The following is a 21,305-nucleotide window of genomic DNA, read 5'->3' on the forward strand; positions in this document are numbered from 1 at the left end:
TATCCCTACAGATGAATTTACAATATGAGGTTAGCGATTACAATTCTCCGGTTTCGTAATCATTAATTTCATAAACATCGTACTAATTGCTCAAACTCATTATAGCTAGCCGAATGTTATTTCATTACTGTTAAGGATATTTGGGCTGCTTCATTTCGCTCCACTAGGTGTTAATAGGTTGGTAATACACCGGAGCATAACAATCACAAGGAAGTGCTCTGCAATAATTTCAGGAGGAACTTCCATGAATTCAGATCGTCAGCAACCCGTTCACCCCTATAAACCTAAAGAAATAAACTACGCTCCCGGTTTAACTACGAAGAAACGTTCCGGTTCACGCCGCCGCAGAATGGCGTTATGGACTGTCTTCATTCTAATCCTCTGGCTAATCGGCGTAATGACTTACCAGACGCACAAACCTTTACCCAGCGGCATTTCCTATGAAAGCCCTATATACAAAACGAATCATGTATCCTTCTGGCACGACCTGACCTATTCGGACGGTACAGCCACGGACACTCAAGAGAGTCAGATTCTTTCGAGGATTCTACAAATTATCGAGGAGTCCAAAGAATTTTTGGTGATTGACCTCTTTCTTTTCAATGATTATACCCATAAAGATCAGTCATTTCCTCCGGTCAGCCGAATGTTGACGGACAAGCTTATTTTACAAAAAACAACTTATCCTGAGATGGAGATCGTCTTCATTACAGATGAGGTTAATACCAATTACAACTCTGCACCCAATCATCTTCTGGAAGAATTGAAGGCTGCGGGGATTAAAGTGATTTTGACCGATGTAAATGCTCTACGCGATTCTACGCCTGCTTATTCCGCTGTCTGGCGTACCTTTATTCAATGGTTCGGACAGTCGGGCGAAGGCCGGATTCCCAATCTTATGGCCAGCGGAGGACCGGATATTACCGCACGTTCTTATTTGAAGCTACTTAATGTGAAGGCTAACCACCGTAAGGTAGTTGTTAGTGAGAATACCGCTCTAGTCTCCTCAGGAAATATCCATGATGCCAGCGCCTATCATTCCAATATCGCTCTGGAAGTACAAGGCCCAATTATTGCTGATATTCTCCAGACGGAACAAGCCGCGGCCAATCTTTCGGATGCAGGGCCACTACTCACTTATGAGCCAGACTTCACCAAGGAGAAGGATCAGCACTCTGAAGAATCTATGGAGGTCCGCTATTTAACGGAAGGAAAGGTATATAAATATGCACGGCAAGCCCTCCAATCTGCGCAGAAGGGTGACACCATTTGGATGGGTATGTTCTACCTTGCCGATGATGCCATTCTCGATGAATTGGTAGAGGCTACCCAACGAGGGGCTACGGTAAAATTGATACTGGACCCCAATCAGAACGCCTTCGGCCGTGATAAAATCGGCATTCCTAACCGTCCAGTTGCCATGAACTTGAACAAGCGTACAAACGGAGAGATCTCTATTCGCTGGTACAATACGACCAAAGAGCAATATCATCCAAAGTTGCTCTTCATTGCCAAACAGACTGGAAGTTCCATCATTCTTGGCGGTTCCACCAATTTTACGACACGCAATCTGGATGACTACAACCTGGAGAATAATCTGTGGGTATCTGTAAAACAAGATCAGCCTCTTTATACCGAGATGGAAACCTACTTCAATCGACTGTGGAATAACGAGGACCATGAGTATACTCTGCCTCTTGAAGCTTATCAGGGGGAAGTAACTTGGTTCAAGTACATTCTGTTCCGGTTGCAGACCACCTTGGGTTTAACCACTTTTTAAAGCAAAAACCACCGCAGATGAGGGATAACACCCTCTGCGGTGGTTTTTGGGTTATAGTAACGGTGACATAAGCCGAGCAGCAGATTCCAGTATACGGATCACCATACGCTTATTCATAAATTCCTCATGCTCAATTAAGCTGGTAGATAATAAATCCCGTTCAAAATCAGCAACAATACGAGCAACGCTCTCCGTCTGAATCAGTAGTGCATTCACTTCAAAGTTAAGGTGGAAGCTGCGCATATCCATATTGGCCGTGCCAATGGTCGCTATTTCACCATCAACGATAAGCAGCTTCGAGTGGATAAATCCCTTTTCATATTCATAAATCTTCACACCAGCTTCCAGCAACGCCGGAAAATAAGAGTGTGAAGCCAGAAACGGAATCCATTTATCCGGCTTAGCCGGGAATAACAATCGCACATCTAAACCAGAAACAGCAGCTACACGCAGTGCAGTTAAGATGTCCTCATCAGGAATAAAATATGGACTGGCAATCCACACCGATTTCTCGGCAGAAGTGATCATGGAGAAGAAAATGTTTTTGAGCGCACGACGTTCGTTATCCGGCCCACTAGCAATAATCTGTACGGCACCATCACCTGTCATAAAGCGAAGCTGCGGAGTGAGATAGTCTTGCTCCAGTATTTTTTCGCCCGTAGTGTGCATCCAATCTTGCAGGAAAATAATTTGCATCGTCCGTACCGCTTCGCCTCTAACCAACATATGTGTGTCACGCCAAAACCCATAAGTCTTACTGCGGCTTAAATATTCATCGCCTACATTGAGCCCCCCCATGAATCCCACATCGCCGTCGATCACAACAATCTTACGGTGATTCCGGTAATTCACACGGCTGGAAAAAAAGGAGGTTGAATTTCCGTACGAAGCCACCTGAACCCCGGCATCACTCATTTCCTTCAAAAAAGTTTTGGAAAGCTGAAAACTGCCAACGGCATCATACATAAATCTGACTGCAACACCGGCGCGAGCTTTATCGATCAGAATTTGTTTAATGCGTGTTCCAATGTGGTCCGCCCGGAAGATGTAATACTCCATATGAATGTGATGTTTAGCTTGACGGAGCTCCAACAATAACGTACCAAACGTCTCTTCACCATTAGTGAGGATACGTGTTTCTGATGCAAAGGAAATAGGAGTACGTGCTAAAGTTTTGGATAACAGCAGCAGTTTTTGGCGCGAGGGATCAAAGACTGACCAATCTTGGTGCGTACGTAAAGCGTCATTCTCAATTCTTTCGTAGGCCATAAGGTCTCTTTGTGCCTTTTTATCATATTTACGGCGTTTGAACACATTTTGCCCAAATAGAAAATAGAAGACCAGTCCCAGCACCGGGATCAACGCAAGCAATAAGATCCATGACATTGTTGTAGAAGGATTACGGTTCTCCATAAAAATAGCCAAGCTAATCGAAATGACTGTCAGAGTGGAGAAGATACTAATAATCGTTCCCGCAGTACTCCCAAAAATGCCGAAACCAAAATAATAAAATGCTATGAATGCCCCAATGATAATTATAGATTGAAGTCCTCTTCTCATACTCTACCTACCTTCTTATTCATACAAGCAACACGAAATTGACACATTTTATATATTACATGAAGAACACATTTCTTCCTAGCAAATTACTGTTTAAAGTCTATTTACGACAAAACTGTAACCCTTCTGTTCCGATATTTGTAATGCCTGGTTGTATAGAATATAATTATTCTGACCAACTAGTCAATTATAGAACCGGGTAGTCAGAAAGGAGGTTAATCCTTTAATGAATGATAAAACTGTTGATAAGCAGGAGCAGATTATTAAGATTGCTATGCAGTTATTCGCTGTAAAAGGCTCCTCGTCCACATCCATGCAAGAGATAGCTGAATTATGCGGGATTTCGAAGGGCAGTTTATATCTGGTATTTAAATCAAAAGAAGAACTGGAGCGCAGTATCTTCCTTTATTGTTATCGGATGATTCGGGATCCCTTGTTACGTGAAGAACAAGAAACCCGACGAACACCACGTGAGAAGCTTAGGAATCAGATAGAAATTCTGCTAAGTCATGTGTACGAATTACGCGAGTTCTTGCAGCGTCAAATTCAGGAGGTTGCGGGCAAAGGATTTGATACTGAAGTCCCGGACTGGCTGCGTAGAAACAACGCTTCCTTCTTAAGATGGTTCCAGGTAAAAATGGAGTTGCTCTACGGAAAAGACGTCGTTCCCTATACCGGAGATTTATGTATGATCGGACATGGTCTCATCAAATCTTATATTGCGGTTATTTTTCGTAAGGATACGCAGGTACCTATTGCCGATATGGCAGATCATCTAATGAATTTAATGGATATGATCGTGTCTGGCTTGCTTACTAGTAAACAGGCTCCACTAATCAACTCTGCTACTTTAGCAAACTGGATGGCGGAGAATGAGGAGAACAAACGAAAAAATCCATTACAGCTCATTAAAGAAATGAAGACTGCGATCAGTAAACTAGATAGTATAGCATCCGAAGAAGCAGCCGATCTGCTGGAATCGCTCAACATTCTGGAAGGTGAAGTGCTTATCCCTCACCCGCGAAAAGCAATCATTCAGGGGATGCTGTCCAACCTCCAATCCTGCTCTGAGCTCACAGCAGAATTGGAAGAGCTGAGGAAGCTAATTGCCTCAATTCCGCACAATTCATGTGTATTTCGTTAATTGACTCTAAGAAGAGTTCGGTAGAGAGAAAGTCATGGATAGTGAGTATTATGATTTTTTATAATGGCGCCCTATTTCGTAAAGAAGAGGGCCGAGAGGAGCAGAAACGAAACTTATGAAAAGCTTAATTAATTTCTCGCTCAGGAACAAATTTGCCATTTGGCTTCTGACGATAATTATTGTGTTTGCCGGTTTATATAGCGGACTGACGATGAAGCAAGAAACCTTGCCTAATATTAGTATACCCTATCTTAGCGTAACAACCATTTATCCGGGGGCCGCACCAGAAGGCGTCGTTAATGATGTCAGCAAACCGTTGGAGCAAAAGCTCCGCAATGTGGATGGTGTAAAGACGATCACCTCCACTTCTCTGGAGAATGCCTCCAGTATCCAAATTGAATTCGATTATGGAACAAATCTGGATAATGCTACAGCAGCAGTGCGCGAATCACTAAATGAAGTCTCATTGCCAGACAATGTGCAGAAGCCTTCCATTTCCCGCTTTAGTCTTAGCTCAATGCCTGTTGTCTCCCTCAGTCTTTCTAACGGGGATACCCAGGATCTTGAGGAACTGACCCGTATTGCTGAGAACGATATTCGCCCGGCCCTGGAGGATGTTGAGGGTGTCGCTTCTATCCAAATCTCTGGTCAATACGTCAAAGAAGTATCACTCAAATTCAATCAAGATAAGCTCAATCAATATGGACTGACCGAAGATACCGTTAAAGGTATCATTCAAGGCTCTTCCCTCCGTGTTCCACTCGGACTATTCGAGATGGACAAGGCTCAAAAGGCAGTTGTCGTGGATGGCAACATCACTACCGTTGAGGATCTTAAAAATGTGACCATTCCGGTAATGCCAACTGGCGCTAACGCTGCTGGTGCTGGAGCTACTGGAGCTGCCGGCGTTGATGCTGGTGCTGCTAACGGAGCTGCTGGTGCTGGTGCTGGAAATGCTGCTCCTGGCGGAGCTGCAAGTATGGGACTTCCAACCGTGAAGCTCGGAGAGCTGGCCACGATTGAGGTTGTGGGCAATTCCGAATCCATCTCCCGTACAAATGGTAAAGAATCGATCGGTATTCAGATTGTCAAAGCCAATGATGCCAACACTGTTGATGTTGTAAATGGCGTTAAAGACAAAACTGAAGAATTAAAAGCACAATATAAAGGCATTGACCTTACTGTTCTACTTGACCAAGGTAAGCCCATTGAGGACTCCGTAAATACGATGTTGTCCAAAGCGGTATTTGGTGCCTTATTCGCAGTAATTATCATTTTGGTGTTCCTGCGGAATATTCGTTCGACGATTATTTCTATCATCTCTATTCCATTATCCCTGCTGATCGCAGTGCTGTGTCTGCGGCAGATGGACATTACGCTTAATATGATGACACTGGGAGCGATGACGGTCGCGATTGGGCGGGTAGTCGATGACTCGATTGTAGTCATAGAGAACATATATCGACGGCTCTCCTTATCTGGTGAGAAACTGAAGGGTAGAGAATTAATCAGTGCGGCCACACGTGAAATGTTCGTGCCTATCATGTCCTCTACAATTGTAACCATCGCGGTGTTCTTACCACTTGCTTTGGTTAGTGGTATGGTTGGTGAGCTGTTCTTGCCTTTCGCTCTGACCATGGTCTTCGCCCTGCTCGCTTCATTAGTAGTTGCGATTACCCTAGTTCCTGCAATGGCTCACTCGTTGTTCCGTAATGGATTGAAAGGTAAAAAAACTCACAGCGAGAAACCAGACAAACTTTCTGCTGGTTATCAAAAGATTCTGAACTGGTGTCTTTCTCATAAGCTCGTTACTTTTGGAGTTGCCGTTCTTCTCCTTGCAGGCAGCTTGTTCTTAATCAAACCTATTGGGGTAAGCTTTATGCCATCCCAAGAGGATAAAACCGTAATGCTTACTTATTCACCAAAGGCTGGACAACGGATTGAGGAAGTTCAAGAGCAAGGTCTGAAAGCTGAAAAATACATTTTAGCGCAGAAGCATATAGACAAAATGCAATATTCCATTGGCGGCGGAAGCCCGATGGGTATGGGTGGATCCAGCAATTCAGGACTATTTTTCATCGTTTATGATAGTGACACTCCTGATTTTGAAGCTGTTAAAGAGAAGCTTATTGAAGGTTTGACCGCAGAAGTGCCAGATGGTGTATGGGGTGACATGTCCGCTCTGATGAGTGGAGGCATGGGTGGAAGCACTCTGACCGTGAATGTATTCGGAGATGAACTGGATCAGCTGAAGCCAGTCGCGGATGAGATTGCCTCAATCGTACAGGCTGACACCACTAATTTCAAAGACGCAGAAACAAGTCTCAAGGAAGCTTACGATCAATATACGATTGTAGCGGATCAACAGAAGCTTAGCTCCCTTGGACTTACAGCCGGACAAATTGCGATGAAGCTGAGTCCAGCAGGCACACGTCCAGTGCTCACAGAAGTAGAATTGGACGGCAAGAACTACAAAGTCTATATCGAAACAGATAAAGAAACGTACAAGAGTATTAAAGAAATGGAAGAGGCTACTTTGACTTCCCCACTAGGCATCTCCGTGCCAATCGGGCAAGTCGCTAAAATTGAAAATGGCTCCTCCCCTGACTCGATTACTCGTATGGACGGTAAAATGAAGGTAGATGTTACTGCCGAAATTATTTCGAGTGACGTGAATAGCGCTTCGAACAGCGTGAAAGAAAAAATAGACGCTATGGAATTGCCTGATGGTGTAACTGTTACCTTCGGCGGTGTAACCGAGCAGATCAATGATACGTTTGGTCAATTAGGAATTGCTATGGCGGCTGCTATTGCCATCGTATACTTCGTGCTTGTGGTTACATTTGGCGGTGGATTAGCACCATTCGCTATCCTGTTCTCACTTCCTTTCACAGTGATCGGGGTACTCGTTGCCCTTCTGATCGCTGGAGAAACCTTAAACGTGTCCTCGCTCATGGGTGCGCTGATGTTGATTGGTATCGTAGTAACGAATGCGATTGTCCTTATCGACCGCGTTATTCATAAGGAAAAAGAAGGACTCACTACGCGTCAAGCCTTGCTTGAAGCAGGTGGCACACGTTTACGTCCAATCCTGATGACTGCACTTGCAACGATCGGTGCATTGCTGCCATTGGTTACTGGACTTGAAAACAGTGCAGGAATTATCTCCAAGGGCCTCGGCGTGACCGTAATCGGTGGTTTGGTCAGTTCCACGCTTCTGACACTTGTAGTAGTGCCAGTCGTGTATGAATTCCTGATGAAATTCCGCAGCAAAAAGGTAATTGATTAGAACTATGATGTGAACAAGTAAATAGGCTCACACGAGTGGCTGTCTCCAAAGTAGTGAATTCTACTTATGAGGCAGCTTCTTTTTTTAGTAAAAGGCTGCACAGCGGATTCTTGCTTTAGCCAATAGACTGTGTGCTGTGCCAATGTTGAACGCCATTAGGGTGCTGATTAGAGAACGGTGGATGATGTGCGTTTGTGCGTGGTGGAGGCTAATGTACCGTGAACGTTTGCGATGTGCGGTATACAGCGGGTGATCTGCGTGGGTCGTTTGGACGGCGTACATTTGTGTTTACTGCGTTCTGTGTTTGGGCGATGTGCGGAGTGGATCTTAAACTAATTAGGGAAAAACTCCCTGAAAAAAGCCAATATTCGCTCTAAATGAACGAAATTAGGGATTTCCTCCCTGATAATAAGGGGGATTTCTTTAATTACCACCGAAACAGCTATACTTTAGGGAGGTTTTCCCTCATTTTTAGTCTGATGACGAGAAACTCTAATATTTTAGGGAGAAATTCCCCAATTAGTCTATCGGTGCTTCAGTTGGGCAACAAGACTGCGCTTCGATTGGTACTTCAATTAATGCTTCAGTTGGTGCTTCATTTAATCATCATTTAGTGCTTCACACAACGCTTCTTTTCCACTTGAACAGCACGCAAAAACCCGACCTAATGGATAGGCCGGGCTTTCTAATATTAAATACTTGTAGCTGCACTGCTCTCCAATGAAGCTCTCCAGGAACGAAGCATTTGCAGATCAAGTGGCAGAAACTCCTCAAGCATATGTGAGAGACCTAGATATAGCGGACTATCCGTTGCTGCATTCAGTTTCTGACAGAACTGCGGTGTCCATTGCAGTAGATGCTTTTCCAAAAAGGACTCCTGAATATCAAGCAGCTCCATAGCACTTCTTATTGAAAAGCTATTGTAAAGCATACGCTCATGCATGACTGCCATAAATTCGAGCTCAATAGCAATATGATCATCGGCTTCACCATTACACTTATTGAATACAATTCCAGCAGAGGTGTACACATCCGCAAGCACGTTACAGAAATCCTCCGAGCGACCTAAAATCGCTGCTTCGCGCAGTTTAAAAGAACTAACGGACTGTTCTTGCATAAGCCGTTTATATTCTTTGCTCTCTTTCTCGCATATCATTGGCAGCTTGTTCGGTTCCTGACTCAAATAGCGCTTCAGCTCCCGACCGCCTTCCGTCATCTCTGCCGCTACACTCATCTGGCGATTGCGGCTCCATTGAGCTACTAGAGAGAGTGATGGTTTTCTACCCAAAAAATCCACTAAAAGCTGATATATTAATCCCCGACTTTCCAACCAACGGCTAAAAGCCTCCGGAACGGTGAGCGATGGAACAGTATGTGTACTCATTTTGCAAATCCTCCTCAATGGTTTCCCGGTCACTCTCCGTCACATTACCGACGTGCGGTTTCCGGTATCCTATCTGTTTTCGCAAAAGTGAACGTTAAAACTAATCCGCACCTAGATTATATCGGATATTAAAAGCGCTTTCCGTGAGCATTCTATGTCTAAAAACTTTATTTGTCGTACTTTTGTCACACTTTCCGTTGTTCAATATGCGTTATCTTCTCATCTAGTTTGTCCAGTTTTATGTAATGAAACCCTGTCGTCCAGAACTTTGCTCATTGACGTGAATCCAAGCGATCTTTAAAATTCTAAACAAGTATAAACATCTTAGCGTTCTGTCCTATTAGGGACGTTATTCATGTATACGAGAAAGTATAAGAAATTTATCAGCCAGATTTAAAGGAAGGGAGCAACGCCATGGAGCCGCTGACGGACCCTTTTGGACGTTTACACGATTACATCCGCATTTCGGTTACCGACCGCTGCAACCTGCGTTGCATCTATTGTATGCCAGCGGAAGGGATGCAATTCCAACCGCAGGACGAGATTCTGAGTTACGAGGAAATTACCGCAGTCGTTAAGTCGCTAGCCCCTCTTGGATTACGTAAAGTACGACTAACTGGTGGAGAACCTCTTGTCCGCAAAGATCTGGAAAAGCTTGTTGCTATGATATCTGCGATCCCAGGTATAGAAGATATTTCACTGACTACAAATGGGTTAATGCTGCCAGCCAAAGCAGCGCTGTTAAAAGAGGCCGGTCTATCACGGGTAAACATCAGCCTAGACTCCTTACGGCAGGATCGATTTTCTATGATTACTCGTGGCGGCGAAGTCGCCAAGGTATTAAAGGGGATCGAGGCCGCACAAGCCGCCGGACTTCAACCGATAAAGCTTAACGTTGTATTGATGAAAGGAATTAATGACGACGAGATCAAAGACTTCATCTCCCTTACGCTGGAGAGTCCTCTAAATGTACGTTTTATAGAATACATGCCAATTGGCAGTGCTACTGATGCTTGGCGCCAGACTTATCTGCCTCTGGAAAGGGTTGTAGAAGCTTGTACTGAGGCAGGTTGGGAAACGGAAGCGGCAGAAATGCCCTCCGGGAATGGCCCTTCCCAGAATCGGCGGGTTGTCGGAGCCCCTGGTACATTCGGCCTGATTCATCCGGTGAGCGAGCACTTCTGCGATAATTGCAACCGCCTGAGACTTACCGCAGATGGGCACATCAAAGCTTGCCTGTATTGGGCAGATGAATACAATGTCCGTCCTTTAATAAGCGATCCTGCTGCTGTGCAGGCCTTATTCCGGAAAGCGCTGGGCAACAAACCCCATAACCATGAAATGGCCTTAGCTCTGGAGAAAAAAGCACAGAGCCACACGCCGACAGCTCGGCGCATGTCTCAAATTGGTGGATAAACCGTCCATCCCGGTATTATAGTTCCTCTTTTAATTGCATAAATACAAAAAACGCAGCTTTCCCACTGAACGATCTGGGAAAGCGGCGTTGTGCTTAAAGCTTAGCGATAAGCTATTCAATCACTATTAGAGAGACAGAGCTTCGAGCAGCTTATAAATAGTCGCCGCCGCCTCGGCTCTTGTAGCCTTTTTCTCAGGACGGAAAGTGTTATCTTCGAATCCACCCAGAATACCGGCTTCAGCTGTTTTTCAAATACAGCAAGTTTATTTCATTCGTACTGACAAGCTCACCTTGAACGCTGTCCCTTCCCCCGGACGACTATTTACAGTTACCTTACCTTCATGCAGCTCAACGATTTTTTTAACCAGTGACAGACCCAGTCCACTACCGCCACCACTTGCGGTTCTAGCTTTATCTGCCTTATAGAAACGCTCAAAGATCCGAGGCAGATCTTCCTCCGAGATGCCAATCCCGCTATCTTGAATCTCCACCTCTACCTGCTCATCCACCATGCGAAGGCTAATATGGATGCAGCCGTTCTGCGGAGTAAACTTGATACTGTTATGCAGCAGATTAGTCCAGACCTGACTCATTAAATCTTTTACAGCAGATACATTCACTTCGTCCAGTTCAGCCTCTACCTCTATCTTTTTCTCCAACCACTGTGGTTCAGAAGCCAGAATCGTATCTCTAAGCTGCTTATCCAGGCGGTAAATCTGATTTTCAAACGGAAAATTGCCCGATTCAAGCGCGGACAGCTTCAATAAATTATCACTGAGCCCAGATACGCGGGTACTCTCAGCCACTATAATATTAAGGTAGTGCCTCCTGCTCTTCACACTCAGAGTTTCATCCTGCAGCGCAAGAGCAAACCCCCGAATAGAGGTTAGCGGAGATTGAATTTCATGCGATACATTAGAGATAAAATCCTGACGCATGGTCTCCATCTGGCTCAGTTCGCTGGCCATTACGTTGATACTCTCTACAATCTCACCGAAATCACCGTAGTCCTTTGTATTATCAAGTACCACATTGAAATCACCCTTAGCAATCCGCCCTAAACCTTCGATAATTGATTTATAAAAAACACGTTCCCAGCCCCGGAATAACTTGGAGGTTACCAATGCCATCAAAAACAAAATCACAATTCCGACCATCACGCCGATTAACTGGGTCAAATACTCCGAAGAGGGGCGTCCAACCCTGCCATATATCCAGTTCATCAAGAAATAAGCTGCACTCCAGCTAATCCCAACACCACCGAAGTAAATAAAAGTCATCCCAATCCGCTTAAGAAGCTCCTTAAACCGGTTCATGCCTCTGCCTCCAGCCGATAGCCTAATCCGCGGATGGTACGAATAACAAACCCGTATTTATCAGGAGCGAACCGTTCGCGCAAACGGTTGATATGCACATCGAGCGTCCGCTCATTCCCTTCAAAATCATAACCCCATATCTCTTCGATCAGCCTGTCTCTAGTCAATGTCTGCCCCGGATAGCTGCCCAGCTTAAATAACAGCTCAAATTCCTTAAGTGGCAAAGTGACTTCTCCATACGCTGAGGATACCTCGTAGGTTTTACGATTCATTCGCAGCCGGCCAATCCCCACACTTTGTGCAGCAGAGATTTGGTAACGTTTGAGCAGCGCCTTTACTCGCGCAATAAGCACCACTGGCTCAAAGGGTTTGACGAGATAGTCATCACTTCCCAGCTCAAAGCCCTTCACAATTTGTGAGGTCTCTCCCTTAGCCGTCAGCATCAATATCGGAAAATCATAGGTTTGGCGCATCTTCCGGCACAGCTCCCAGCCATCCAAATTGGGCATCATCACATCAATAATGGCTAAGTCTATGTTATGGCTCTCCAGAATCTGAAGAGCCTCCAGTCCATCAGAAGCTCCATAGATGTCATCCATCCCCTCAGCTCTCAGAAATACTTCTACCAATTCGCGGATGTGCGGATCGTCGTCCGCTACTAGTATTTTTGTCATGTATCACTGGAGCCTCCTCTTTATTGTCTTGAATCTCAAGGTTATTCATCTGCAGCTGCTGGGTGGCAAATTCACGATATAGCTCATGGTTTTCCAGCAGTTCTTCATGTCTTCCCATCCCGGTAATCTGGCCCTTTTCCATAAAAATAATCTGCTCAGCATTTACAACAGTAGCCAAACGGTGCGCAATTACAATCGTAGTCCGGCCCTTCATCAAATTGGACAGTGCCTTCTGCACTACGGCCTCTGATTGGCTATCCAGACTGGAGGTCGCCTCATCAAGCATAAGAATCTTTGGATTCCGCAGCAGCGCTCTAGCAATAGCAATCCGTTGCCGCTGTCCACCCGAGAGCTTCACACCTCTCTCACCGACATCCGTATTATATCCTTCAGGAAGCTCATCGATAAAGCCATCTGCATAAGCCATTGCTGCTGCTGCGCGCATCTCCTCCATGCTAACGTCTCGATCCAATCCATAGGTTAAATTCTCAGCAATCGTACCTGCCAACAATGGGCTTTCCTGTGAGACGTACCCGATCAGTTTCCGCCATGAGCGTAATGAGAAGGTTGACACTGGTTTATCGCCTAGCTTAACCATACCTTTCTGAGGCTCATAGAATCGTTCGAGCAGTGAAAATAATGTAGTCTTGCCTCCCCCGCTCGGTCCAACAATAGCCGTCACCTGACCCGGAAGCATCCGGAAGCTTACATCGGTTAGCACATTCTCACCATTTTTATATCCAAAGCTTAGATCTTCTACAGAGATAGGACCCTCTGCACCGTTCGCCTCTTCCTGGCCCTCATATACCTCCTCTTCTGCTGCCAGGGTTTCAATAATGCGCTCTGATGCCCCTTTAGCTTTCTGAATCTGTGTAAAGAACGTAGTCAATTGAGTAAGCGGCATAATAATCTGAATAAGATACAGGATAAAGGCTACCAGCTCTCCAGCTGTCAAAGCCCCGGAAGATACCTGCATTCCGCCATAACCGATAATGACCACAAGTAACATCATAAAGACAAAAGAGACCAGTGGGCTGATCATAGCGCTGATTTTGCCTTCACGAATGCCAAAGGAGAGCAGGTTCATAATTCCGGTTTTGCCTGCTTCGTACTCTTTTTTCTCTGCACCCGAGGATTTCACCAGACGGATCTCTGACAATACACCACTAAGTGTGGCGGTAAAAGAAGCTGTTTCGTCCTGCATGCCTTTGGAGATTTTGTACATCTGCCGTCCAAGCGGCACCAAAATCAACGCAGATAGTGGAAGAACGGTGAACAGAACAAGCGTCATCTTCCAGTTCAAAAATAAAAGCACAGCAATGGAGCCCACAATGGAAATCACTCCGGTAAATAAGCTGGCCAGATGTTCAGAGATCAGCGTTTTGATGATCCCTGTATCATTTGTCATCCGGCTGACGCTTTCTCCTGTCCGATTATCATTGTAATAAGCTACTGGCAATACTAAAAATTTACGCCATAACCGGTCACGAAGACCTGCAACCATCTTCTGGCCCACGTAATTCAGCAGATAGATAGAGATTCCCCCGGCGATCGTCTGCGCGATAAAAGCACCCGCTATGCCTGCAATTTGCAGCTTGCTGACAGAAGCCAAAGAAAAGCCATCCACCAGATTTTTGGTGAACATTGGGATCACCAGACTAACCAATGTCGAGATCATGCTTAGTGCAATGGCTATTGCCAATAAGCCGTATGAAGGCTTGGTTTCTTTTAATAATGTGAGGAATGGCTTCAGCGCCGTTTTCCCCTTAGCTTCGGATTTTTTCATGCAAAAACTCCCCTTTTCTTGGTGAATCTGCGAGAAGAATGTATCTTCTCTGTTTCGCCTAACCCCATCCTAGCCCTGAATTGTAAACTGAAGTTAAACCCATTGATTCTCTTTTATACAAACGTAGATAGGATAATCCTCAGGCATATTCCTAATAAGGAGGAGCGAACTCTTAACATTTCTACCACCTGCAAACTTGTTATATGCGTTTTTTGTCACTTAGCGGATCAAATTTAAATAAACGTTAAAAAAATGTAAAAAAGTAAAAAAGGAAGTTTGTATCCCTTTTCAACACGTGTTACAGTGATAGAAGGGCCTAATATTGGTCAGTATATCCATGCAAGACATCTAGTGGGAAAGGAGTGACGCATTTGCGGAAAGGCGTTAACTATCCATCTTCTTTCACGTCTTTAAAATGGTTCAATTTTTTTGTATACGGAACCATGGTCCTCTTCTCCAGCTTCTTTCAACTATACCTGCTGGATGTAGGGATGAACAAATTAGAGATCGGTGCCGTATTTTCTATGGGTGCGCTAGTATCCATCTTTGCAAATCCATTCTGGGCAATCTGGACTGACCGATACCAGAATATCCGGAGAATCGTTTTGCTTATGTTAATCGGAACGTTAGTGTTATCCCAGCTTATGTTTCGGGCAAATACATATGAGATGATCTACATCTCCATTCTTTTGTTCTATTTCTTCCAAGGACCGTTATTTGCTCAGAGCAATACGATGATTCTCAGCTATATTGACGGAACTAACTATCGCTTCCGTTCTTTTCGGCTTTGGGGTTCATTGGGGTGGGCACTAATTGCAATTGCCGCCGGATTGGTCCTTGATTGGGCTGGTGTATCTATCTTGTCCTATCTGTTTGCAGGCTTACTATGTGCATCAATGTTATCCATTCTTGCATTACCGAAACTTAACCATACCATTGGCATGGCTCCTATGCCGTATAGAGGCTTCAGCAAACTAATTTATAATCCCTTTTTCTTGTGTTTCATATTGTTTGGTATCCTAGTTTCCATACCGAACACCATGAACACTACATTCATGTCTTTGTATATTACGGACCTAGGCGGCTCCAAGGGAATGATTGGTCTCGCAGTATTCCTCTCCTCTATTTTGGAAGTGGGTGTATTTGTTCTCTGCGACCGATTCCTTAAACGTAAAATATCTGTTCTGCTCGGCTGGCTTGCGCTGGTTAGCGCTTTATTCGTACTACGATGGTGGTTCATGGCGGACGCGACTACAGCCCTCCAAGTAGTGCTCATTCAAATTTTACACTGCATAACATTTGGTGGTTTCTTCTATGTAGGCACTCAACTGACCATGCTTCTTATTCCAAGACCTTACCGTGCTTCAGGACAAGCGCTCTACACACTGACTTGGAGCGGTATAGCCGGTATTGTTGGAGGAGTTCTCGGCGGGTGGATGTATCAAAATCTAGGGGCACAGAGCATGTATCAAGCGGGTGTCTTCTTGACACTGTTTGGAACGCTAGGCTTTACTTTCATGTGGCTCTTTGTAAACCGTGGAGGCTACCGGCCCCCTACAGAGGATGAGGAAGAACTCTCTCACATCGAAATATTATAAGCGAAAATATAAAAAACAGGCTCAAACGTACCTAAACGGGACGTTTGAGCCTGTTTTATTTATAAAGAACCTGAACGAATCAAGTGTTAGCCTTGTTTTGGAGGCTGAAATGAACTCTTCAGTGAAACGATAAGATTGAATACGAGATGCCCAGGCGCCGAATATTTGCTATCTACATTAAAATAGCCATGACGGAAGAACTGGAATTTATCCTGAGCCACACTGTCCTTAAGCGCGGGTTCCACAAAACCTTGTAAGATTTCAATGGATTTAGGATTAAGCTGATCCAAGAAGCTAGGCTCCGCTTTCTCTACCGTGGAATCCAGACCTTCAACTTCTGCAGCTTCATCTACTTCTTCAGCAGAAATCAGTGGCTCGTATAAACGGAATTCTGCAGGCACAGCTTGACTAGCTTCTACCCAGTGCAGAGTACCTTTTACCTTACGGCCTGTAAATCCACTGCCACTCTTTGTTTCCGGATCATACGTACAATGCAGTTCAACAACCTCGCCATTCTCATCTTTAATGACTTCATTACATTTGATGAAATAAGCATGCTTCAGGCGTACTTCATTGCCGGGGAACAAGCGGAAATATTTATTGGGCGGATTCTCCATAAAGTCGTCGCGCTCAACATAAATCTCACGAGAGAACGGAATTTGGCGTACACCCATTTCTTCATTCTCTGTATTATTTTCCGCTTCAAGCCATTCTGTTTGGCCTTCCGGATAATTGGTGATAACAACCTTAAGCGGACGAAGTATAGCCATGGTGCGAGGCACAGTTAACTTAAGGTCTTCCCGGATAAAGTGCTCCAGCATTTGCAGGTCCACTAGACCCTGACTCTTGGAGATCCCTGCTTCGTACACGAATTTACGAATCGCTTCCGGCGTATATCCTCTGCGGCGCAGGCCGGAGATCGTTGGCATCCGCGGATCGTCCCAGCCATCCACATGTTTTTCGTCTACCAGCAGCTTCAGCTTACGTTTACTAGTCATGGTTTGAGCGAGATTCAGACGGCCGAATTCATATTGATGCGGAACAGAAGGCATCTCACATTCCGCTACGACCCAATCATAAAATGGGCGTTGATCTTCAAACTCAAGCGAACAAAGGGAGTGAGTTACACCTTCAATGGCGTCCTCAAGTGGATGAGCGAACGTGTACATCGGGTAGATGCACCATTTATCCCCTGTATTATGGTGATGCGCATGAGTAATCCGATAGATGACAGGATCACGCAGATTAATATTTGGTGAAGCCATATCGATCTTGGCACGAAGAACCTTCTCACCATCTTTGAATTCCCCTGCCCGCATACGACGGAACAGATCCAAATTCTCTTCGATACTGCGCTCACGATGTGGACTGTTCTGTCCTGGCTCTGTCAGCGTTCCCCGCAATTGGCGAATTTCATCCGCGCTGAGGTCATCTACATAAGCTTTGCCTTTAGTAATTAATAATTCGGCACGTTTGTACATTTCTTCAAAATAATCCGATGCAAAACGCAGCTCTTCCCATTCATAGCCCAGCCACTTTACATCTTCCTGAATGGAGTTCACATATTCCGTATCTTCTTTGGCAGGATTCGTGTCGTCAAATCTTAGGTTAGTCTTGCCACCGAACTCGTCCGCCAGTGTAAAGTTAATCCAAATCGCCTTGGCATGTCCGATATGTAAGTAACCGTTCGGCTCCGGCGGAAAGCGTGTGACAACTTCTTTTACTTTACCCGTACGGAGGTCTTCGGTAATAACATTTTTAATAAAATTGGAGGGGGTAGTACGGTTCTCCACAGCTATCAACCTTTCGTTCTGTAGTGTTACACTACTTCTTGTATAAACATGTTTCCTACTAATATACCCGTTAACTGTAGATTGTTCAATAAAAGGGGGCACATGGCCTGGATCAATTTTTAGCATCTTTAGACCTTTTGACTTCTCTGCGGGCGATAGAGTAGCATGATAATCATAAGAAAAAATCCATAATCATACATAAGGCCTTGTGCCGAAAAGGAGGCAACCGCTTGTTTAATTATGTCATCGACGAAGAGCTTATCTTAAAGCCACTCATGCCTGAGCATGCTAGGCACATATTCGCGTTAGTGGAGCGCTCGCGGGAACGACTTAGGCAATGGCTTCCTTGGGTTGATGCCGTTACGGAACAGGATCACACCCTTAATTTCATTAAAAATGCTATAAAACAAGGCACCGACAATGGCGCCTTCACTGCTGGACTTTGGGTCCGCGGCGAGCTCGCTGGCGTCATTGGGTATCACCAGATTGACTGGCATAACCGTTCCGTAGGGATTGGTTATTGGCTTGGTGATGGATATGAAGGCAAAGGTTATATGACCAGTGCCTGCCGAGTTCTAGTAGACTACGCCCTGCTGGAAATGGAGCTGCAGCGGGTAGAAATTCGCTGCGCAACCGCCAACGTAACTAGCCGGGCAATTCCTGAACGGCTTGGTTTTGTGCTCGAAGGTGTGATCAGACAGGCAGAAAAGCTGCCCGATGGCTACGTGAATCACGCCGTATATGGTTTATTGCGTAGTGAGTGGCAGCTGCTCGGCTAAGTTGATTAAGGAAAGTTATACAAACACGCAAGCAGAAATAAACCTGGCCGGCATACGCCCCCAGGTTTATTTTATTGTGCAGACCAAGATTAGATCTCTGGCATACCCAGCTGTTTTCGAAACTTGTTCCGTACTACGGCTGAGAGAGCTTCCAGCTCCACAAGCTCTGCCAGAGCAGCTTCCTCTTGCAGCCCAACCTGCATTAAATGCAGTACATGCGCCACGGAAGCATTGCTGTCTCCGTTTTCTTTTTTGACAATTGCATCGCCGGTTGAAATCATTCCTTCACGAAGTACACGTAAGTAAAATCCGCTATACCTTGTATCCAGAACTTGAGCCGGTAGATCTGCGGGTCCATGCTTTTGTGAGATTTTGAAGCAAGGGTATCGTGGTTGGCTAACCTGAAGCAAAGTGGTGCCTATTTCATATACATCGCCAATACACACCTCTGTCTCCAGTAGACCCGTTGTGGTGATATTTTCTCCAAAAGCCGAGTACTCCAGTTTCTTTCCCAGCTGCTGTTCCCAATAAGGATAGTGCTCAATGGGATAGGCACATACCGCCTTGTCAGGACCTCCATGATGTTTAAGATCTGCCTGGCCATCTCCAACAAATCCATTGGTATGTAGCTGAACTGATCCATCTACAGGCGTTTTATAAATTCCGGTCTCCAAAGGTTTTCCCCGATAATCCACCGTCACCGGCCGACCGACATTAAGCGAGACGATCTCCATATCCATTTCCTCCTGTCAGCATGCAGCTCATAAATATCTCATCCACATAACGGCCGCCAAGATAAAACTCCTCCCGCAGACGTCCCTCTTCCACAAAACCGCATTTCCGATAAAAAGAAATCGCTGATTCATTACAGGATAATACACGCAGGCGAAGCTTACGAATAGCATGCGCCGCAGCATGTTCCTTAATGGCTTCCATGAGCTGCCGGCCGATGCCTAAACGTTGATAGTTCGGATGAACAGCAATATTAACCTCGCACACATGCCGGTTGCTCTCCATTCTACTAGGGCAGCCAAACCCGACATATCCACATAGCTTGTCATCTTGCAGCGCTACGAGCTGAGAGCCCGGGGGAGCATTCAGCAAGAAATCCTCTTGTGAGCGCCACAACATAGGTCCCGGGCTAGTGTCCTCTGTCCAAATCAGATGGTCCAGATCAATGAGTTCTCGCACGTCTTTAATCTCTGAGGGTCTAATAGTTAACCTTGCCTTGTTGATTTGTTTCATAAGATGTACACCCCTTGCCTTGCACCTCTATAGAATTCACAGCAGATGTTGGAATCCACTGTGTATAGTTATCTTACGGACCGCTCTAACGAATGGCCTTTACGATTGACTAAAGAATGGATGACGAAAAATCCTACAGACAGCAGCGCCATCGCACAGGCCAGCCAGGCTGTCGGTGCCAAACCACCGCTATCATACAGTCTGCCCATGAAGTAAGGGCCAATGACTCTCCCGACTGCACCTATCCCTCCGCTTAGTCCCAAATAAAATGGTGCGCTGCGCCCCGCATGATCCGAGATAAAGGATGGCATCGCTGGAGAAATCAGCATTTCTCCCAGTGTAGCAAGCACCATTCCGAGCACTAAGCCAGGATAATTAGGCATCCACAAAAGAAACGCATAGCCACCCAAATAAAACAGGGCACTTGCAGTCATTTGCGCCGTTGAGGTAGACGCGAACCAGCGCTTAATCATTGTTACCAATGGCTGAGCTGCAAAAATCAAAATACCGTTCAGTGTCCAGAGAAAACCATAAGTTTTCTTAGGCCAGCCCTCTGAAATAATGAACGGAGATACCCCTGTATTCCAGATAGAGTTACCGAGAAGCAGGAACAAAGAACCGATCCCCATATAAAGATAAATACGAGTATGCCCCATTAGCTTCCACGTGGATTGTTTCTCTGGTTCATTCTTCTGATGCCCCATTACCTCATGCGCAGGTTCTCCACCGATTTTCTTCAGATATATAAAAAAGAAACCCGCAAATACCGCCGAAGTTACACCATTCATTACAAAGCTTAGCATATAGGAAATATCGGCCAAAAACCCGCTTAATGCCGTCCCCAGTGCTACACCAATATTATTGGCGACATAAATAACATTAAACAGCTCACCACGCTGCTTCGTGAAACGAAAGCCGATAAATGCCTGAATGGCAGGTAATGATAAGGAATTAAATAATCCTACCAGTCCCATTGCTACCATAAATAACGTCCAGTTGTTACTAGCTGCCGGCAAGGTGAACAGTGCCAAAGCATTCATGGCGAGCGCTCCGACAATCAGCCGGTTAACGCCTACCTTATGATAGAGTGAGCCCCCGAGTAGTTGACCCACGATCCCACCAACCGATTGAATAAGAATCACCAGTCCAGCATCTGACATGCTGCGTCCAAGCTCATCAAATACATACATCGTAACGAGCGGCCACATCAGCGCACTACCTGTTGCGTTAATTAGGCTGGCAATTAGAAATATTTTCACTTCTTTTGGATATGCCTGTAAAAACTTCATAAGTAGTGTACATCCCCTGTTATATATGTGTCATTAATTCATCCAGTATCATCCCAAAACAGGGCTATGAGCAAGCATACACATTGACGTTTTATCGTGATAAAGTACGCATGAAATCTAGAGGATAAGACGCACATATCGCATGAAATATCCCGTCTCCCTTGGGGTTCACGTCCGCAGTCCTCCCTAGTTCTAATATCTATTCTTATTTTAAAGCCGTGGCTGTCGTCCGTAAAGCAAACTAAACAAGA

The 21,305-nt window shown here is 45.2% G+C and carries 15 protein-coding genes; 6 read left to right on the top strand and 9 right to left on the bottom strand.

Annotated features, from left to right (window positions below; all coding sequences use genetic code 11):
* Positions 1-244 precede the first annotated feature (244 nt).
* Positions 245-1,780: a phospholipase D family protein gene (locus MHI25_RS29135; protein WP_340394703.1), complete on the top strand. Its 1,536-nt coding sequence runs from the start codon at positions 245-247 to the stop codon at positions 1,778-1,780.
* A 51-nt stretch (positions 1,781-1,831) separates the two neighbouring features.
* On the opposite strand, the gene cls is transcribed toward MHI25_RS29135, so the two are convergent.
* Positions 1,832-3,340: a cardiolipin synthase gene (gene cls / locus MHI25_RS29140; RefSeq protein WP_340394704.1), complete on the bottom strand. Its 1,509-nt coding sequence runs from the start codon at positions 3,338-3,340 to the stop codon at positions 1,832-1,834.
* A gap of 226 nt (positions 3,341-3,566) precedes the next feature.
* Between cls and MHI25_RS29145 the strand changes: the two genes are divergently transcribed.
* On the top strand, positions 3,567-4,484 hold the full coding sequence (locus tag MHI25_RS29145; protein WP_076276923.1) for a TetR/AcrR family transcriptional regulator: 918 nt from the start codon (positions 3,567-3,569) through the stop codon (positions 4,482-4,484).
* A 115-nt stretch (positions 4,485-4,599) separates the two neighbouring features.
* Complete coding sequence (locus MHI25_RS29150) at positions 4,600-7,773, top strand: efflux RND transporter permease subunit (RefSeq protein ID WP_076301451.1); 3,174 nt, start codon at positions 4,600-4,602, stop codon at positions 7,771-7,773.
* Positions 7,774-8,464: 691 nt separating this feature from the next.
* Here the strand turns inward: MHI25_RS29150 and MHI25_RS29155 are convergent.
* Positions 8,465-9,157 (bottom strand): molecular chaperone TorD family protein, encoded by a 693-nt coding sequence (locus tag MHI25_RS29155; protein WP_076123947.1) that lies wholly within the window; start codon positions 9,155-9,157, stop codon positions 8,465-8,467.
* Positions 9,158-9,571: 414 nt separating this feature from the next.
* Here MHI25_RS29155 and moaA point away from each other — a divergent pair, with 414 nt between their 5' ends.
* Entirely contained in the window at positions 9,572-10,573 is a 1,002-nt protein-coding gene (moaA, locus tag MHI25_RS29160) for a GTP 3',8-cyclase MoaA (RefSeq protein WP_340394705.1), read from the top strand.
* Between the two features lie 264 nt (positions 10,574-10,837).
* On the opposite strand, the gene MHI25_RS29165 is transcribed toward moaA, so the two are convergent.
* Genes MHI25_RS29165 through MHI25_RS29175 form a run of 3 tightly spaced genes read right to left on the bottom strand, consistent with a single transcriptional unit; the run spans position 10,838 to position 14,350 of the window.
* Positions 10,838-11,890 (bottom strand): HAMP domain-containing sensor histidine kinase, encoded by a 1,053-nt coding sequence (locus MHI25_RS29165; RefSeq protein ID WP_340394706.1) that lies wholly within the window; start codon positions 11,888-11,890, stop codon positions 10,838-10,840.
* Positions 11,887-12,564 carry a response regulator transcription factor gene (locus MHI25_RS29170; RefSeq protein ID WP_076123953.1) on the bottom strand — a complete coding sequence of 226 codons (678 nt, stop codon included), beginning with the start codon at positions 12,562-12,564 and terminating at the stop codon, positions 11,887-11,889. The genes MHI25_RS29165 and MHI25_RS29170 overlap by 4 nt, the downstream gene beginning before the upstream one ends.
* Positions 12,494-14,350, bottom strand: coding sequence for an ABC transporter ATP-binding protein (locus MHI25_RS29175; RefSeq protein ID WP_076192341.1), 1,857 nt, complete (start codon positions 14,348-14,350; stop codon positions 12,494-12,496). The genes MHI25_RS29170 and MHI25_RS29175 overlap by 71 nt, the downstream gene beginning before the upstream one ends.
* 362 nt (positions 14,351-14,712) lie before the next feature.
* On the opposite strand from MHI25_RS29175, the gene MHI25_RS29180 reads away from it, so the two are divergent.
* Positions 14,713-15,948, top strand: a complete 1,236-nt coding sequence (locus MHI25_RS29180) for an MFS transporter (RefSeq protein ID WP_305953522.1) — start codon at positions 14,713-14,715, stop codon at positions 15,946-15,948.
* Positions 15,949-16,034: 86 nt separating this feature from the next.
* Here the strand turns inward: MHI25_RS29180 and MHI25_RS29185 are convergent, their stop codons facing one another.
* A complete protein-coding gene (locus MHI25_RS29185) occupies positions 16,035-17,741 on the bottom strand; it encodes a glutamine--tRNA ligase/YqeY domain fusion protein (protein WP_038574952.1) in 1,707 nt (568 codons plus the stop codon).
* A 230-nt stretch (positions 17,742-17,971) separates the two neighbouring features.
* On the opposite strand from MHI25_RS29185, the gene MHI25_RS29190 reads away from it, so the two are divergent.
* Positions 17,972-18,520 carry a GNAT family protein gene (locus MHI25_RS29190; protein ID WP_036681941.1) on the top strand — a complete coding sequence of 183 codons (549 nt, stop codon included), beginning with the start codon at positions 17,972-17,974 and terminating at the stop codon, positions 18,518-18,520.
* 89 nt (positions 18,521-18,609) lie between these two features.
* Here MHI25_RS29190 and MHI25_RS29195 read toward each other — a convergent pair whose 3' ends face one another.
* The 3 genes from MHI25_RS29195 to MHI25_RS29205 all read right to left on the bottom strand — a co-directional run bounded on the left by MHI25_RS29195 (position 18,610) and on the right by MHI25_RS29205 (position 21,054).
* The gene (locus MHI25_RS29195; protein WP_081387159.1) at positions 18,610-19,254 is read right to left on the bottom strand and encodes an MOSC domain-containing protein; all 645 of its coding nucleotides are present in this window, start codon (positions 19,252-19,254) and stop codon (positions 18,610-18,612) included.
* On the bottom strand, positions 19,235-19,765 hold the full coding sequence (locus MHI25_RS29200) for a GNAT family N-acetyltransferase (RefSeq protein WP_038573668.1): 531 nt from the start codon (positions 19,763-19,765) through the stop codon (positions 19,235-19,237). The genes MHI25_RS29195 and MHI25_RS29200 overlap by 20 nt, the downstream gene beginning before the upstream one ends.
* A 68-nt stretch (positions 19,766-19,833) precedes the next feature.
* On the bottom strand, positions 19,834-21,054 hold the full coding sequence (locus MHI25_RS29205; protein ID WP_036681946.1) for an MFS transporter: 1,221 nt from the start codon (positions 21,052-21,054) through the stop codon (positions 19,834-19,836).
* Positions 21,055-21,305: the final 251 nt, after the last annotated feature.

This window comes from Paenibacillus sp. FSL E2-0177, assembly GCF_037992975.1.
GTDB lineage: Bacteria > Bacillota > Bacilli > Paenibacillales > Paenibacillaceae > Paenibacillus_AQ > Paenibacillus_AQ odorifer.

Coding starts and splice junctions, on each gene's coding strand:
- MHI25_RS29135 (WP_340394703.1), top strand. CDS start 245: ATGAATTCAGATCGTCAGCAACCCGTTCACCCCTATAAACCTAAAGAA.
- cls (WP_340394704.1), bottom strand. CDS start 3,340: ATGAGAAGAGGACTTCAATCTATAATTATCATTGGGGCATTCATAGCA.
- MHI25_RS29145 (WP_076276923.1), top strand. CDS start 3,567: ATGAATGATAAAACTGTTGATAAGCAGGAGCAGATTATTAAGATTGCT.
- MHI25_RS29150 (WP_076301451.1), top strand. CDS start 4,600: ATGAAAAGCTTAATTAATTTCTCGCTCAGGAACAAATTTGCCATTTGG.
- MHI25_RS29155 (WP_076123947.1), bottom strand. CDS start 9,157: ATGAGTACACATACTGTTCCATCGCTCACCGTTCCGGAGGCTTTTAGC.
- moaA (WP_340394705.1), top strand. CDS start 9,572: ATGGAGCCGCTGACGGACCCTTTTGGACGTTTACACGATTACATCCGC.
- MHI25_RS29165 (WP_340394706.1), bottom strand. CDS start 11,890: ATGAACCGGTTTAAGGAGCTTCTTAAGCGGATTGGGATGACTTTTATT.
- MHI25_RS29170 (WP_076123953.1), bottom strand. CDS start 12,564: ATGACAAAAATACTAGTAGCGGACGACGATCCGCACATCCGCGAATTG.
- MHI25_RS29175 (WP_076192341.1), bottom strand. CDS start 14,350: ATGAAAAAATCCGAAGCTAAGGGGAAAACGGCGCTGAAGCCATTCCTC.
- MHI25_RS29195 (WP_081387159.1), bottom strand. CDS start 19,254: ATGGAGATCGTCTCGCTTAATGTCGGTCGGCCGGTGACGGTGGATTAT.
- MHI25_RS29200 (WP_038573668.1), bottom strand. CDS start 19,765: ATGAAACAAATCAACAAGGCAAGGTTAACTATTAGACCCTCAGAGATT.
- MHI25_RS29205 (WP_036681946.1), bottom strand. CDS start 21,054: ATGAAGTTTTTACAGGCATATCCAAAAGAAGTGAAAATATTTCTAATT.